Here is a 17,362-nt window from a genome sequence, read left to right on the forward strand (position 1 = left end):
TTCATACCTCCATTGATCGTTTGTTTTCAGCTTGAATGAACTGTATACGTTCTTCCAGATTGGACTTAATCATTTGCAGTTGTTGGAGTTGCTTGTCGATCTCGGCAAGCTTACTCTTATAGACAGGAAGCACCTGCTGACAAAATTGTTCTTTGTTCACGAGTACACAATGAAGAAATCCAGCAATCTCTTCAGATGATAATCCAAGACGAATGTAGAATTGTATCGTGTTCACTTGTTCAACGGCAAGAGCGGAGTATGTTCTGTATCCGTTCGGCTGCCGAATGGAGCTCAACAGTCCTTGCTGCTCATAATAACGCAAAGAACGGACACTGACTCCGGTCTGCTCTGCAAGCTCACCAATTCGCATGGATAAGCTTTCGCCTCCTTCTAACGGGTAATAATAGTATTGTAAACCATGACACTAATGTCAGGGTCAAGTTTTAAATTATTCATGATTTTTTAGGCCTGCGGGACGTATGCTCCCTCAGGTTTTTTTCTGTATAAGTAACTTGTAACCGCTACCATCATTTTTATCACTCCTTCATCATTTTTATGGTTTTCGTTAAAACGGTGAAGCTCTTAGAATTACGGCGATTTTCAACCCCATATAGATTCGATATTGTTAGGGCATAAGGGAGTGGGAGCTCACACATATGAACAATTTCAAACAACCAAGATTTCGATTAAACCAGGGTCCTTTTGAGATCGAGCAAGATGAAGGTTGGGCAACAATAGCTGTAACTACCCCTACTGATAAACAAATTAGAAATGTTGGAGTAGGCATGATCGGCTACACTTGGGAGGAAAATGGTCCTTCCGTAAGAGCAAGAAAATCAGAGGAGACGCTTGAGCAGCATGTAGAAAAATTAGCTTCTCTACCGTTTGCAGATCTCCTGTACATTCGCTGTGATTGGAGAGATGTACAGAGCAGTCCAGGTAAGCTGGACCTTCATCCGATCTGGAAGCTCACTTTAGATGCAGCGAAGCAATATGGTCTGCGAGTTGCTTTCAGGGTGCAACTGTCGAATGAATCGTTCCAACCTAACCAGGTGGCATTGCCTGATTATTTGCAACAATCTATCCCGCTCATCACGATTGGTAAGACAACAACAGGAAGAGTAATGCGGGAACCGATGTATCACCATCCAGCCTTCATGAAAGCGTTTCAAGAGTTGAATGTGCTGCTTGCAGAGCAATTCAATAATGAGCACACCGAATTTATGGACCTCATGATGTATGGTTACTGGGGTGAAGGTCACACCGGAAGTCTGCCTCACCCATTTCCAAGCAGTTATGAAGCAGAACGAGTGTTTACAGAAATGGCACACATCCAGATGGATATATGGAATCGTGTTCCTCTTGCTGTCAACACACAGCCGGACATTAGCAAAGTGGGCAATAAGGTTGTACAACGATTGTGCTTGGATCAAGGCTGTTGGTTACGTACAGATAGCATCATAGTTGAGGAACCGATCCAGATCGAAATGCTGAACAATCGACCTCCGAGCGCGGCGGCGATCATAGAAGATGGGTATTATCGCCACTATGATGTATCACACATACCTGTAGATGAGGCTGGAATCAATGCAATGGAAAGCGCTATGCTGCATGCATTAGATGTTGGCGCTAATTATTGGTCCCTGTGGACGGAAGCAGATCACCTCGCTCATTATAACGAGAAATATCCAGAAGGAATTCGCACTTTGCAGCGTCGGATGGGATATCGATTAAGACCAGCTTGGGTCTGGCAACGGAAGCGCTATGGGACAGATGAGCTAATTATTGGACTTGCCAACGACGGTGTAGCAGCGGTACCTGGTACAATCTGGATTCATCTGGAAAGTATTGACGGATCCTTTCATACAAGCGGTTACTTGGATGAGGGACAACCATACGGAGGAAAAGTCAGACAAGCTGCATTCGTGCTTCCTCTCGGGTTTGATAGTCAGAGTCTCAACCTTCGGGCAGAAATAGAGACTAAACCTGGAGTGAGACATCCGCTCAACTGGGCATGTGCACAATATGTAAATGCTGACCGTTCTATTACGATCCAACTGAAAAATCATTCGGACAATGGTTGGAGAAAAGGAGTGTAATAGCCAACATGGATCAATCAAATGGAACTTCAACAACGCTAGCATCATCTCCTATCCCGCATGTCCCGCGTAAAACCAAGAAGCTGAAGGACAGACTGTGGAAGGAACGCTATTTATTTCTTCTTCTTTTTCCAGGCTTGCTTTACTTTATCGTTTACCGTTACGTGCCCATGCTGGGAAATATTATCGCCTTCCAGAATTACAGCCCATTTCTAGGATTCTTTGATAGTGAATGGATTGGGTTTAAGCATTTCAAGACCATTTTCAGCGACCAGGAAGTTATACGGGTGTTATGGAATACGATCTATTTATCCTTCTTACAGATCGTGTTTGCCTTTCCCATCCCAATCGTTCTGGCTATCATGCTGAACGAAGTCAGGAATGAGCGTTACAAGCGTATTGTTCAATCTATTTTGTATTTACCTCATTTCTTGTCTTGGGTTGTAGTTATTGGAATTGTCACCATCTTCCTTAAAACAGAGGGGATTGTTAACAAGATTTTTTCGCCTCTTTTTGGAATGGAGCCTATCTCATTCCTTCAGGAGCCCGGATGGTTCATGCCGCTGATCGTTCTGGAGGTCATCTGGAAAGAGGCTGGATGGGGGACGATTATTTTCCTGGCAGCTCTATCAGGCATCAGTCCAAGCTTGTATGAAGCGGCTGTAGTGGACGGAGCGAATCGTTGGCGCCAGATCTGGCACATTACGCTTCCGGCATTACGCAGTACCATTGTCATACTATTCATTCTCCGTCTAGGCAGCGTGCTGGATTCCGGCTTCGAACAAATTTTCCTGATGCTGAATCCATTTACGATGAAAGTGGGGAATGTATTGGACACTTTTGTGTATTTCAAGGGCATCCAGCAAGCAGATTTCAGCTTCGGAACAGCAGTTGGGTTGTTCAAAAGTGTAGTCGGTCTGGTACTTATCCTGGCTGCTAATAAGATGGCTAAGAAATTCGGAGAAGATGGCGTTTTCTAATCAAAAGGCAGGTGACAAACTATGTATAATCAGAAATCATTATCCGAGCGATTGGCAGAGTTCGTAAACATTGTAATTCTTGGTCTATTAGCTCTAATCATGCTCTTTCCTTTCTACTACATTTTCGCTGTATCCTTTACCTCTTATGAAGAATACGCAATGAAAGAATTGATTCTTTGGCCCGAGAGATGGGTATCGGATGCATACTCTTACATTCTGGCATCCAAAGAATTTATCCATTCAATAGGGGTAACCATCTATATAACGGTAGTAGGGAGCCTGGTCAATTTAGTTTTGACTGCAACGATGGCCTATGCTATAACTCGTAACATATGGGGACAAAAAGTGTATTTGTTCCTTGTCCTTTTCACCTTCATTTTCAGTGCTGGAATGATCCCGACTTATTTGATCGTCAAAGCGACAGGTTTAATCAACAGCTATTGGGCACTTATTATTCCTGGTGCGATCAACTCTTTTAACTTAATTGTAATCCGGCAGTTCTTCTTGAACATTCCAAGTGAACTGAACGAGGCAGCCTTAATTGACGGCGCGAATGATCTACAAACGTTTACACGAATTGTCGTGCCATTATCCAAGCCAGCATTCGCAGCCTTCGGATTGTTCTATGCAGTAGGGCACTGGAATACTTACTTCGCAGCCATTTTATATTTAAACGACCCGTCTAAATGGACGGTGCAGGTTATTCTGCGACAAATTGTTATTCTCAACGACACGACGAATTCACTTGCATCTGCAGCACGAGATGCTGCAAGACAAGCGCATATGCCCCCTGGTGAGACGATCGGAATGGCGGCAATCCTGTTAGCTACCTTGCCAATCCTAATCGTATATCCATTTCTGCAAAAGCATTTTGCGAAAGGGGTGATGCTGGGTTCCGTAAAAGGGTGATCGTGTCAGCATAAATTAAGACAATCAACTAGTAAGGGTGTCAATGAGCAAGTGAACAACCACTTTAGGGAGGGTTCATACAAATGAAAAAGGTATTGGCAGTAGGCCTGGTTGTCAGTTTGGCTACAAGCTTAGCCGCATGTTCTTCGGGTACTAAAACTCCGGAACCAGGAAGTTCCAGCAGCTCACCAGCACCAGCACCAACAAACAGCTTGGCCAAGAAAATTACGATCACCGGTATGGAGGGAACTTGGCGTTCTCCAGTTCCGGCAGCTGATGGGGAAGGTCTTAAGAAGATTAACGAGAAGTTCAACATTGAGTATAAGCCGCAGTTCGTACCTTACGATGAGTACGCAACGAAATTGCCTGTAGTTATGGCTGCTGGAGACTTGACGGATGTGATCGGCATGGAATCTGCAGATGCTAATTTCGTCAAGTGGGCGAAGCAAGGCGCCTTCCTCCCGCTGAATGATTATATTAACAAGTATCCAACTTTGAAGGCGGTTCCCAAGAGTGTGTGGGATGCTGTAACCATTGACGGAAAAATATATGCAATTCCACAATTTTTCCCTGCCAAATACGGCAAAAAGCCTTTGATCCGTAAAGATTGGCTCGACAATCTCGGTCTGAAAATGCCAACCAATTACGATGAGCTCAAAAATGTAGCTATCGCCTTCACAAAGAACGATCCAGACAAGAACGGCAAAGCCGATACTTATGGAATCGGGCTGGCTAAGCAAATCGTATACGGAACCCATATGGGCGCAGGTTGGGATTCAGCTTGGTATAATAAGAACGAGCAAGGACAATTGATCCCGGGTGTAATTTCCGAAGGATTCAAGCAGCAAACCCAGCTGTTGGCGGATCTTTATAAAGAGGGAGCTATTCATAAGGACTGGGCAGTATCGAAGACAGCAGATATCCGCAAAGATTTCTTCGCTGGCAAATACGGTATCTGGTATGAGCAGCCTTACGACATCTCGGAAACACGCTTCAAGACGATGAAAGAATCAATGCCTGGTGCGGAAATCGCCATTATCCCGCCCTTCAAGCAATCTGATGGCCAACAAGGCTTCATGGCACTCTCAGGCTTCTATACGATTACTGCCATCAATGCTAAAACAAAGGGTGACGAGGATAAAATTAATCGCATCCTGCAAATGCAAGACTACTTCCGCACCTTCATCCCTGTGAATCAACGCAATCCGCAAAATAAGGAATTTGATTGGCAAAATGGTGGAGATGGCAAAGGCTACAGTATGGTTAACGGAATTGCTGTTCAAAGCACAGAAATTCCTGATAGCCGCCCTAATAGTTATATGTACGCTCCATACTGGGCTCCGAATGATGAAGCAACAGAACCGGGCAATGTATTGGCCAATCCGTTCGCCAAAAGCTTCGGTACCAACGCAGTAGAGATGTTGAAGAATACGAAGTTTTATATTGATCCTGTCAATCGGATTCATTCTGAAGTTCTATCTGCAAAAGGCTCTGAGTTGAACCTGCTTGCTCAAGAATGGCAAACGAAGATGATCGTTGGTCAGGAGCCGATATCTAACTGGAATAAGATGGTTGATGAGTACATGAAAAAAGGCGGCAAAGAAATGATCGACGATGTAAACAAAATATTACAATCGACGGGCATTAAAGGTGAATGGAAGTAATTGCTTGAAATTGATGAAGGGGGAGCCTGCTCCTCCTTCTTTATTTCCATAACGGAGGGAGAATGACAAATGAACTTGAAATGTTCGGAATTTGAGAGAAGGGCGCATGCCGGAAGAGAATTGGGTTATATTGAGGATTATCCGGAGCGAATGGATTACCGCAGCAATCCTTTCCTCCAGTATTTGGATCAAAGAAGCGATGAACATCTTGTAGCGAGGAAGAGAGCGGTAAAAGCCGTTGTTTCATCCGATGAAGCGCTAGCATATCGAAATCGAGTGAAGGATGCTTTCAAACATTGTGTCGGTCCGCTTCCGGAATGCCCGGCCGGTGTGATGGAAGTGACAGGGACGCTCGATAAAGGGGACTACTTGATCGATATTGTTCGTATCGAGTGTTTGCCTGGAGTGTTTATTTCGGCGAATTTCTATTATCCCAAAGATATAAAGGCACCGGGACCTGCCGTCTTGTTCCCATGCGGACATGCGGCAGAAGGTAAAGCAAGCCCAATGTATGTTTCATTTGGCGTAGAGGCAGCTAAGAATGGGTTCTGTGTATTGATCTATGATCCAATTGGTCAAGGGGAACGCAAGGTTCGCAGCACTAGCGGAGAATGGCTGGATGCCGTGTCAGCGCATTGCCAGGTCGACCGCCAGTTGAGTGTTATCGGGGAGCACCTTGCTTCTTATATGATTGCGGAAAGCTGCCGTGCAGTTGATTATCTCATAAGCCGAGAAGAAGTGGATTCTGCTCGCATCGCAGTATCTGGGAATTCGGGCGGTGGGATGATGGCTGCTTATATGGGAGCTTATGATGATCGAATTAATGCTGTAGCTCCATCCTGCTATATTACAGAGCTACGTGCACTTTTACAGCGAATTCTAGCTCAAGATGCAGAGCAATGTACCCCTGGTTTCATGGCGGAAGGACTAGACCTTAGTGACTTGATAACGGCGGCTGCACCAAAACCATATATGGTCGGCGGCGCATTGTTCGATTTCTTTCCCATCGAAGGATTACGCAATTCAATGGTCGAAGCCAAGCGCCTTTATCGTCTTCTTGGTTCGGGAGATCAAATTCATACGTATATTGCTCCCAAAGGACATGGGATGTGGGTAGATACCCGTATGGAAGTGTTGCAATTCTTAGGCCGCGCTTTTAATGTACCCTTTACTGGCAATGATTCTGTCGATTATGAAGATTTACCGACCGAGAAGGAGTTAAGTGGAACGGGGATGCTGGGAGATATACAGCTCTATATTGCATCGCGAATGAATACAGTACATGGTTCCACAGCTAGAGATATTCCGGACGGAACAGAAGCTGTTGTGCGAGAGCGGTTGATTGAGGTATTGAAGATAAAATTAAAAAATAATGAGGACTTCCCAAAATTGATCGATAAGCGATTCTTGGACTGCCAGCACCAAGACTATGAAACGACTGCACTTGTTATTGAAACAGAGCCTGGTATGAAGATTGACTGCCGTCTGATTGATAAGAAGGATGCCGATTCTTCAACCTTATGCATTGTAGTAGGTTCGATTGATGACATTCACTCCTCCTCATATCTTGCAGATGCAACGTATTCCTCGTTATTATTCGTTCAGCCGAGAGGGATCGGAGGAGGCGCGATGCATCCGCGGAGCACGTTTGGGATATTTGACGCAGAGACCTCCTCCGTTTATTATGCAAGACTGCTAGGGGAATCCTTGCAAGGGATGAGAGTGTTGGATGTGGTAGCCGTAATCCAACTATTTCAGCTGCAAACCAAATATAAGTCGGTGCAGATCACGCTTGCCGGCAAGGAAGAGCATGCGTTGACAGCGTTGTATTCTGCTATCGTGGCACGTATTCACGATATTGATTTGGAAGGGGTGTTGGACACTTTCCGTAAGTTTCCACAGGAATCCAGTGACAGCTGGGGTCACGGAATATTTGCGACCGGATTAGGTTTCCATTTGGATGTAGATGATCTTCTTGCCCATTTCTTACCTGAGCGTTCCAAGATCCGCAGTGTACTAGATTTACATAAGAAGGAAATGAAAGTGAATGGGGTGCTTCAGAATGGTTAATTATCACACAACTATTCTTGAGGGGGTCCATGAGACAATTGGACATACACCTATGGTTAGATTAAGCCGATTAACCAAAGATCTGGATGGTGAAATATTTGCAAAGCTGGAATTCCTCAATCCAGGCTTCAGTAAGAAGGATCGCATCGCCCTTCAGATCGTAGAAGAAGGGGAACTTGACGGAACGCTTGCGCCTGGTCAGACTGTAATTGAGCTGACGAGCGGCAATACAGGTACTGGTCTAGCGATCGTATGCGCAGTGAAAGGTTATCCGTTCATCGCAGTAATGTCCAAAGGCAACTCCATGGAACGTGCAAGAATGATGCGGGCATTAGGGGCGGAGGTAGTATTGGTTGAGCAAGCACCGGGTTCGATTCCGGGGCAAGTGTCTGGAGACGATTTGGCGTTAGTTGAGCGGGAGACAGATCGTCTGGTTCTTGAACGAAATGCATTTCGCGCTAATCAATTCCATCATCTAGGGAACCTACATGCGCACTTCCATACCGCTGAGGAAATCTGGGAGCAGACGAGTGGCAACTTCGATGTGTTTCTTGATTTTGCAGGAAGCGGAGGGACCTTCGCCGGGTGTGCCAAACTATTGAAGGAATTGAATCCTTCCATTCGCTGTTACTTGGTCGAACCGGAGGGGGCCTCCATAATGGGCAGTGGACGTGTAACACAGCCTAATCATCGTTTGCAAGGGGGCGGATACAGTATGGAGCTGCCTCTGGTCGATAGAGAACGTATAACCGACTTTTTGACTGTTACCGATGAAGAGGCGATCATAGCTTGCCGCAGACTCGCCCGAGAAGAGGGGATATTCTCAGGATTTTCGTCCGGAGCGAATGTAGCTACCGCGCTTCGATTGCTGCAAGATCGAGAGAAGGGTGCCCGTATTGTATTGACGATTAATGATTCGGGACTGAAGTATCTTAGTACGGATCTTTATGAATAACGCTTGATTATGAATGGACAAGAAGCCTTCCCGCTTATGCAGCTCGTGGGAAGGCTTCTTGAGTTAAAGCAGTTCATTTTTACGGAACTCACTCGGTGTGAAACCTGTGAATTTTTTGAACATTCGATTGAAGGAGTTAATATTCTGATACCCAACGTATTGAGCTGCATCCTGAATCCGGATATTAGGCTGCAGCAGCAGTTTCTTGGCTTTGTTGATTCGTACCGAATTGACATAATCCACGAAGTAATTGCCTGTCTTCTCTTTGAAATAGGTAGATAGATAACTTCGTGAGATATTCAGCTTATCAGCGACAGCATCAAGCGTTATATCTTTATCATAATGCTCCTCCAAGTACTCGTAGACGAAATGGATAATATGATCCCGTTTGTCCTTGTTCTCCCGGACCATCTGTGCAGAGGTTTGAATCATGGAAGCAAGAAGAGTATCCAATTGCTCGAAGGTATGGCATTTCTGTAGTGCATTCAAAGTATCACGAATAAAGTTATGATCCATATTTCGCTGTTGCAGGTTCTTCATGGTTCTATGTGTAATTGATTCGGCGAACTTCAGGACACTGACGGCTCGTTCATTCCGCTTCTTCATCCGCCCAAGCACCCGTCTCACTAATTGCAGGACGACCGTATCATTGCCGCTGTACAAGTTCGCGTCCAATTCTTCTTCTTGCGCTTGTGACAAGCGAATTTCTTCATCCTGCTGTTCGCCCTCCGCGATGATCTGAGTTTCCTCATCGAACTTCCTGAGCTTAAGACGTTCCAGTCCAAGCTGATAAGCTTCGTTCCAATCCTCGGTACCGCCTGCAGCCGTTATGGTCAGGAAGCAATAATCTTTCTCGGCCTCAAGCACGTGATGGATCTGCTCCAAGGTGTTCCAGATATTCGGGTCGATCATGTCAGTGAAAACAATCGATAAGATCTGATCATTCTCCATCTGGAAGGTCAAGGAGTCCAAGTACGTCTCGCTCACAATGCGATTCACATATTCGCGAATAAAGGAGGTCGCTCGTTCCTCCTGAACCTCCAATCGATGAAGCATCGTTTTGTAGTTAACTTGGAAAAGAAGAAGAACAAAGGGACGATCGGACGGAATCCAGCTCGTGTTATCTCCATTCTGATGTCTTATTTTTTTGAGCACATTCGAATAGGCGTAATATCGCAGCAATGACTCTTTTTCTGACATGTCTTGATGGATATCCCGGCTAGTTTTCAAGATATCGCTTATCTTCGCATGAATGATGTTGAATTCTTTAATCCCGCTCTCCCAAGGCAGTGGCGTGTTCCATTTCTGGATCGCATCAATAATGCGCTTAACAGGTGTGTTCAATCGGACACTAAGCAGCAAGGAAGCAATGATACTTATCGCTATCGTTAGAATAAGCAGTAACAGGAATGAGAAGTTCCACTTCACTTGGCTTGAGATTGTAGTATCAGGAACCATGTTGATATAAGTGAAGCCGCTTGGGCCTTTCATATAGAAGTAATAGACACTATCTTGGAACACATATCCCGACTTCTCCTCGAATCTGGGTAAAGAGACTTGCTTGGACTGGGAAGAAGTATACATCTGCTGATTGCGTTCATTCAAAATATAGAAATTGTCAGTAATCGAGTGGTGCATCTCTTTATAGATCAGGTCAGCATTTGCCAAAGCGATTAAATAAAAATTCGGCAGCTGTTCGTTCTTGACGACAATCGGAATCAAAGTCCGCTCACCCGTTCGCCCTTTCGCATCCTGCTCAGCGAAGGAGGAGGCCGGAAGCACTCGGAATTTGTAAGGTTCGGTGTATTGGTCTTCCCAGAAGGAGGCGGTGTATTCATGACTGCTGTAATAGCGGTTGAACATAGTATGGACGTCAGCCCCGCGGCTCCTTTCGAGAGCAAATCCGTTGTCCTTGTACATGAGCATTAAATTTTCCAAATATAATAATCGGTTCGATAGGAACAGCTGAAGCTTCTGCATAGTTGAAACCGCATTCACATAGTCAATCGATGCCCCCTGCACCTTCTGTAATTCTGGTTCCAGTGAAAAAGTGAGAACCGAACCCTGAATCATAGCAATCAGGTTCTCGTAGTTATCTGTTGTATTTTGTAGATTTAGTGTGTTGTATTTAATGATCTCTTCTTTGATACTCCCCCTATAGAACACTACGGAAAATAAAATGAATGAAACCAATAGAGCAATGATGATCAGAAAACTGACTAATAGTCTTATGAATAGAGAAGATGTCTTTTCTTTTATACCGAATCTGGACAACATTCTCGGCGGGGACTTCTCTTCCGTCATTTTCTCACCTGCCCTAGGGAATTTACCGATAAGGCTACATTATATCATACAAACTATTCCTGAATAATCCCATTAAGTTATGATCAATGCAGACAATTTCTTTCTGAAATGATCCCAGTCGCTGCCTTTGGGTGACCATGTAATCGAGTGGGTGCGATCTGTTTCATGGAGCGCTCGAGGCACAGCAGCATTCACAAGTTGATCAACCTGTTCACGATTCCCTCTAGAGGAAGCTAACCACATATACTCATAATCTTGTATGCCTCTGCGTAAGTTCTTCATGCGAATTGAGCTGATCGGAGCCTGGATGCCTCGGTCTTGTTCCCTGTAGTAAGGATCATGGCCTGGATAAAAGAGAATGCCGTCACCGTTCCCCCAATGAACACCGGATTCTCCATAAAACTCATCTTCCGGATTGTTATTTACATACATGAATGTTACAGGATAACTGAACACATTCTGGTTCGTCCGTCCGCGAGGACCCTGATGATTATGACGCCAATGTGTCCCATGCCAGACAAAGTATAAGTCCAGCTTGTGTTTCCACTTCACCCAGCTATTCACTCTTAGATCTACCGCTTCTCCTTCAAGAATAACAGAGCCATGAGAAGGTCTGTATCCGTTGTAGAACCAGATAGGCTGCCCATTCTGATCTGCCGCTAACTTCTCTGCAGGTTGAAGATGAGAGGTGCACCATATGTCTATACAATGCTCAATTTCCTTTGCATAGGTGCGTGTTGTCATAATGGGCAGCTTGCATCCAGGGCCTGCCGAGCTTTTGATCGCGGTACTCTTCTCCTTGATCCAATCGAATTTGTCAGGACGGGGTTCATCAATCAAGTAGAGGAAGTAGCTGCCTTTCCAACCCGACTGCTCTTGGAGCTGTTGGAACCATGATACCCACTTATCGGCTTCAACTTGCATAGAAGAAGGGGACTCTCTCAGAACAGGAGATCCATACATTCCAATGGGAAATATTTGCTCGCCCACACCTTGTCCAGGCCCTTCATAACCGTTCTCCGGCAGGAAGAAGGAGCCGTTCAGATAAGGTTTGTAGCCGTCTAAGGCTTCTTGATCATAAGCTTGATTGTGGACATCAGCGCCGACAAGATCGAAGCGATGTCTATGAGCCATCTTGCGCAAAGCATCATTGGAATTGTCTAATGCAGGAAAGTAGAGGCTGATGTCACTTGCATATACCATCGTTTGGGTATGATTCTCATGGGGTAATGCAAAGTCGAATAAATCCAATTCCACTGGAATAACACGCTCTTCAACTCCTCCATCCCAGCGTACCGTAATAGCACCGGAATAGGTCCCTGAGCTAAGAGTGCTATCATCAGGGATATAAATGTCGATCCAGAAGCCTTGATTCCTGTTCGACAACACTTGAACGGGCTGCCCCCCGAATCCTTGTTTGGCATTATGCGGGATCAATGCATCAGGAATCCATCCAGATCGCTCCAGGGGAGGAGCACTTGCTGCATAGAACCATTGCGGCGGAGTGCTGAGCTCCGGCGGGACATATAAGTAGTGCTCCGTGAATACTTCGATCCGACGCCCTACATAATCATTCGGATCTCCAGGATGATCTTGTTGATTACGTATGTATGCGCCTTCATTATTAACATGCGTTAAAGCCGACATCTCGACAGTTAAATCCTGGATATCTTGACTGCCTGTTTGTACAATGAGTTGAAAGGCGACAATTTCGTTCCGCGCTCCGAAAAGCTTGACACAACAACCGTCCCACACACTATTCGAGTTGCGATTCGGGTTGGTTAGATCATCTCGTTGAACTTTCTCCCCGTCGTTTACTGCCCATATTTGAACGGAATCGTTAATCATGAATATCTCCTTTAATTCAATAGTCTCTTTCATTAAACCATTATTGCGTAAAAGCGGATATCATCATATTTTTAACTGTTTCACTCATTGTTAGATTTCCATAAATCCCGCTATAACCGTAAAAACCGATTCTTTTCGCGGACGCTGCCATTTAATATAGTAATGTATATTGGGGTCAATTGCTGTTTAGAGAGGAGAAATCATATGATACGTCAACTAAAAGAGGACGAAATCAACCAATTTATGGACATGACTCAGGTTGCTTTTGCAGTGACCTTTACGGAAGAGGACATACAATTACGCAGCAGCCGGGTAATCCCTGAGCAAGTCTGGGGTTACTATATGGATGATCAATTGTCAGCCAGAGTGGAGATTATCCCATTCGAAATTGCACTTCAGGGTGTGATATATAAGATGGGTGGGATCGCCAGTGTTGCCACTTACCCGGAGCTTCGCCGGAATGGGATGGTGGGCAAGCTGATGGATCACAGTCTGGCGGTCATGAAGCAGAATGGACAGACGGTATCCATGCTTAATCCTTTTGCCTTTGGGTTCTACCGCAAATATGGATGGGAGTGGTTCTGCGATCTGACTAGTTACTCCATAGATAAAGCCAATCTTCCAAGAATTTATGATACAGTGGGCAAAGTCCGGCGTGGAGGAGCTCAAGATTATGCTGCGGTTAGAGAGCTGTATGCCATATTCGCCAAACGATACAACGGTATGATCCTGAGGACAGAGGAATGGTGGCAGTCTTCAGTATTTAAGCGCAAGCTAGGTCAATTAGCTGTTTATAGGAATGACGCAGGGGAGCCGCGCGGGTATATTTTGTATCAGATTAGGAACAAACGGTTCCATATCCAAGAATGGATTGCACTGGACGCCGAGAGCCGCAAAGGATTATGGCAATATATCGTGAACCATGATTCTATCGTGGATGGGGTTGATTTCAGCGGCCCTATGAATGATGCATTTGCTTTATGGATTGCTGAGCCGGGTAAAGTTAAGAGAGAATTGTATCCCTGGTTCATGTTTCGTATCGTAGATATTAAGCCTTTCTTAGAGCAATATGCTTTTTTATATAGGCCACTAGGCACTTCACTGACTTTGAATATTAAGGATGAGCATGCACCTTGGAATGAAGGCATATGGAGGCTTCAATGGCTGGATGAAGGCAAGGCGGCAGTGGAAAAGTTAGATCTGGAGCTGACTTCACAGCTGAACATCTCCACAGTGTCATGTGAATGTGATATCCAGACCTTGTCAGCGCTAATGTGCGGCTTCAAACGTCCACAAGCTATGTACGACCTCGGTAGACTTCATGGGGATCTGGAAGCGGTCCATTTATTGGAACAGATTATTCCTAGCCGAGACACTTATTTACTGGATATGTTCTAACATTTACTATTCAACCTGCCATCCTTCTTGGTAAAATAGCTGTATTCGTAAAACAAATAGGGGGATGGGTATGTCAGACAACACGGTACGGATGGCTATTATCGGCATAAATGGATTTGGAGCTAATCATCTCAAGCAAGCACTAGCCTTGGAGGATGCGGGTTATGTGAAGTTGGAAGCGGTAACAGATCTTCGGATTAGCGAAGAGACTGCCGCGACATTGAGCAGTAGAGGTACTCGGATGTATGACGATTATAATGCGATGTTAGCGGCTGAGAAGCAAGCGCAGTTAGTGATCGTATGCACCCCGATTCATCTGCATGCATCGATGGGGGTTGCAGTGATGGAAGCCGGCTTCGACCTTCTTTTGGAGAAACCAACCGCCTCCGTTATCGAAGATGCAGATTGGCTAATCAAGACGATGGAGCGTACCGGCAAACGATGCACCGTCAACTTCAACACATTGTCCGTACGCAGCCGAGATGTTCTCACAGATTGGATCGTTGAAGGGAAGATCGGAGAGATAACAGCGGTAAAAGGAATCGGGCTGTGGAAACGCACAGACGGTTATTACAACCGGACACCTTGGGCAGGCAAGCTGACCATGAATGGTAACCTCGTTCTTGATGGGACGATTATGAATCCGTTCTCGCATCTGCTTAACATGTTAATGTGCACAGCTGCATTGCCGGGCATATCCAAGTCGAATGGTAACATCCCGATCCGAGTTCGAGGTGAGCTTTATAGCGCCAACGAGATCGAGGGTGAAGATACCTCCTGTATTTGCATTGAGATGAGCGACGGACCACCTGTGTTCTTCTATGCAACCTTATGCGCGAGTCAACCAATGGAGCGCCCAAAAATGGTTATCCAGGGGACGAAAGGTTCCATTGAGTGTGACTATACATATGGCATGACTCTGAAGTCAGGGAGTGAGGAGCTTCATTTCGAGGACAATGAGACATGGCCTTTCAAAGGCCATCTGATGGACTTCATTCGTGTCTTGAACGGGGAGCAGGAAGAGCTGCTAGGTTATTTGCCTACCACGCGGCCTTTCCTGATGGCTGCTAACGGGGCATTCGCATCGGCCGGACGAGTAGTCTCCGTTCCGGTTGACTATACAGTTAAAGAACATCTTGAGGATGGCCAAATCTCGACCTGCATACCGAATATTGCTGAAATTCTCACTGCAGCGTTTAACAGCGGTAAGCTGTTATCGGAGAGCGGCATCCCGTGGGCTCAACCAACGAAAGAGGTTGAAATGAACGGATTCGACTCCTTCGAAGCAACTGCTGTACAATGGGGACTACTTACCAACAAAAAGGGTTAGAAAAACATGTCATAAAGTTGACATGTTGAACAGGCAGACCTCCATAAGTATAACTATCCCGGCGTGCAAACGTTTCAATGCGAGGTAGGTGGAGGAGCTTGGATCAGCGCCCTTGGTTGCTTAGTTATCCCAAGGAAGTGAAACATCAGCAAGAGATACCGATTATCCCCATTACACATTATTTGAAAGAAGCGGCGGACCGATATCCTTATCATTCAGCAATCTCATTCTTTGGCGGAACGATTCGTTATAAGGAGCTGCTGGAATTAGCGTCTCGGTTCGCGCATTCCCTTCAACGGCTTGGTGTTAGGAAAGGGGATCGGGTAGCACTCATGCTGCCGAATATTCCCCAGTATGTAATCTGCTACTATGGCGCGCAATTTCTGGGCGCAGTAGTCGTACAGACGAATCCCTTGTATGTAGAGCGTGAATTAATTAATCACCTTAACGATTCACAAGCAGACACGATTGTTTGTTTGGACCTGCTGTATCCGCGCATTCGTTCCATTCGTGAGAAAGTGAATCTGAAACGAATTGTGGTCACTGGAATTCCGGATTATTTGCCCTATCCTAAGAAATGGTTGTACCCCATTGCCCAGAAACGCAAGGGGATTAATCCCGTTCAGATTGATGAACACAAAGAACAAATCTTTGTGCTCAAGAAATTGTTAAGTAAAGCTCCATCAGACCCCTTGGAAGAACTGGGGGTGAACCCAGTTGAGGATGTAGCTGTTCTTCAATATACCGGTGGAACCACAGGAACAGCTAAAGGCGTTATGTTGACCCATCACAATTTGGTGGCTAACATTGAGCAGTGCCGATCCTGGATGTACCGCGCGACCCCCGGTCAAGAAACGATGCTTGCGGTTGTTCCTTTGTTCCATGTATACGGGATGACGGTCTGTATGAATTTCTGTATGGCGTTAGGCGGCAAGATGGTCCTTATTCCTCGATTCGACATTCTGACTTTACTCAAAACTATTCATTCCGAGAAACCTACCTTATTCCCAGGCGCTCCCACAATGTATATTGCACTCAACAACCACCCTCTGACTTCTACCAAATACAGTTTATCTTCCATTCGTTGTTGTATAAGCGGCTCTGCTCCCTTGCCCTCAGAAGTTCAGAATAAATTCGAAGCCCTATCAGGAGGCCGACTAGTTGAAGGATATGGATTGTCGGAATGTTCTCCAGTAGCACATGTTAACCCTATTTGGGAGAAAGGAAAATCAGGCAGTATAGGGCTTCCGTGGCCTAACACGGACTGCCGAATTATAGACACCGACACGGGAGACGAGATGCCTGTTGGAGAAGTGGGAGAGCTTGAGATCAGCGGTCCACAAGTGATGAAAGGGTACTGGAACCGACCCGAAGAGACAGCGAAAGTCTTGAACAACGGATGGTTGCGTACTGGGGACATGGGGTATATGGATGCTGACGGATACTTCTATATCGTGGATCGGAAGAAAGATATGATAATTGCAGGAGGCTATAAAATATTCCCCCGTGAGGTAGAGGATGTTCTGTTCGAGCATCCCTCTGTGTTAGAGGCTTCCGTGATCGGGATACCGGATGATTACCGCGGGGAATCCGTAAAGGCCTATATTATCCTTAAAGATGGGCAAAGCGTGTCGGAGCAGGAATTGGATCAGTATTGCCGCAGTAAGCTAGCCTCTTACAAGGTTCCGCGGGTGTACGAGTTCAGAACGGAGCTTCCAAAAAGTATGATCGGGAAAGTCATACGTCGTGTTCTGAAGGAGGAGCATATTAGCAACAACAACAAGTGAAGCAAGTATCTGTTGGCG

At 45.5% G+C, this 17,362-nt stretch carries 12 protein-coding genes; 9 read left to right on the forward strand and 3 right to left on the reverse strand.

Annotation, left to right across the window (positions count from 1 at the left end; all coding sequences use genetic code 11):
• Position 1 precedes the first annotated feature (1 nt).
• Positions 2–370, reverse strand: a complete 369-nt coding sequence (locus AC58QD_RS05465; RefSeq protein WP_497330832.1) for a MerR family transcriptional regulator — start codon at positions 368–370, stop codon at positions 2–4.
• Positions 371–656: 286 nt separating this feature from the next.
• On the opposite strand from AC58QD_RS05465, the gene AC58QD_RS05470 reads away from it, so the two are divergent.
• From AC58QD_RS05470 to AC58QD_RS05495, 6 genes are all read left to right on the forward strand, one after another.
• Positions 657–2,099, forward strand: coding sequence for a hypothetical protein (locus AC58QD_RS05470; protein WP_497330834.1), 1,443 nt, complete (start codon positions 657–659; stop codon positions 2,097–2,099).
• Between the two features lie 8 nt (positions 2,100–2,107).
• On the forward strand, positions 2,108–3,079 hold the full coding sequence (locus AC58QD_RS05475) for an ABC transporter permease (RefSeq protein WP_497330836.1): 972 nt from the start codon (positions 2,108–2,110) through the stop codon (positions 3,077–3,079).
• Positions 3,080–3,100: 21 nt separating this feature from the next.
• Positions 3,101–3,988, forward strand: a complete 888-nt coding sequence (locus tag AC58QD_RS05480; protein WP_497330838.1) for a carbohydrate ABC transporter permease — start codon at positions 3,101–3,103, stop codon at positions 3,986–3,988.
• Positions 3,989–4,071: 83 nt separating this feature from the next.
• Positions 4,072–5,652: an extracellular solute-binding protein gene (locus AC58QD_RS05485; protein ID WP_497330840.1), complete on the forward strand. Its 1,581-nt coding sequence runs from the start codon at positions 4,072–4,074 to the stop codon at positions 5,650–5,652.
• 69 nt (positions 5,653–5,721) lie between these two features.
• Entirely contained in the window at positions 5,722–7,722 is a 2,001-nt protein-coding gene (locus AC58QD_RS05490; RefSeq protein WP_497330842.1) for an alpha/beta hydrolase family protein, read from the forward strand.
• On the forward strand, positions 7,715–8,677 hold the full coding sequence (locus tag AC58QD_RS05495) for a PLP-dependent cysteine synthase family protein (protein WP_497330844.1): 963 nt from the start codon (positions 7,715–7,717) through the stop codon (positions 8,675–8,677). Before AC58QD_RS05490 ends, AC58QD_RS05495 begins: the two co-directional genes overlap by 8 nt.
• 63 nt (positions 8,678–8,740) lie before the next feature.
• Here the strand turns inward: AC58QD_RS05495 and AC58QD_RS05500 are convergent, their stop codons facing one another.
• Together AC58QD_RS05500 and AC58QD_RS05505 are read right to left on the reverse strand one after the other, a co-directional pair.
• The gene (locus AC58QD_RS05500; RefSeq protein WP_497330846.1) at positions 8,741–10,981 is read right to left on the reverse strand and encodes a helix-turn-helix transcriptional regulator; all 2,241 of its coding nucleotides are present in this window, start codon (positions 10,979–10,981) and stop codon (positions 8,741–8,743) included.
• 72 nt (positions 10,982–11,053) lie between these two features.
• Positions 11,054–12,829 (reverse strand): DUF4091 domain-containing protein, encoded by a 1,776-nt coding sequence (locus AC58QD_RS05505; RefSeq protein ID WP_497330847.1) that lies wholly within the window; start codon positions 12,827–12,829, stop codon positions 11,054–11,056.
• 204 nt (positions 12,830–13,033) lie between these two features.
• Here AC58QD_RS05505 and AC58QD_RS05510 point away from each other — a divergent pair, with 204 nt between their 5' ends.
• The 3 genes from AC58QD_RS05510 to AC58QD_RS05520 all read left to right on the forward strand — a co-directional run bounded on the left by AC58QD_RS05510 (position 13,034) and on the right by AC58QD_RS05520 (position 17,344).
• Complete coding sequence (locus tag AC58QD_RS05510; protein WP_497330849.1) at positions 13,034–14,227, forward strand: GNAT family N-acetyltransferase; 1,194 nt, start codon at positions 13,034–13,036, stop codon at positions 14,225–14,227.
• 70 nt (positions 14,228–14,297) lie between these two features.
• Entirely contained in the window at positions 14,298–15,557 is a 1,260-nt protein-coding gene (locus AC58QD_RS05515) for a Gfo/Idh/MocA family protein (protein WP_497330851.1), read from the forward strand.
• Between the two features lie 77 nt (positions 15,558–15,634).
• The gene (locus tag AC58QD_RS05520) at positions 15,635–17,344 is read left to right on the forward strand and encodes a long-chain-fatty-acid--CoA ligase (RefSeq protein WP_497330853.1); all 1,710 of its coding nucleotides are present in this window, start codon (positions 15,635–15,637) and stop codon (positions 17,342–17,344) included.
• The last annotated feature ends 18 nt before the right edge of the window (positions 17,345–17,362 follow it).

Source organism: Paenibacillus sp. J2R1T-4 (assembly GCF_059692235.1).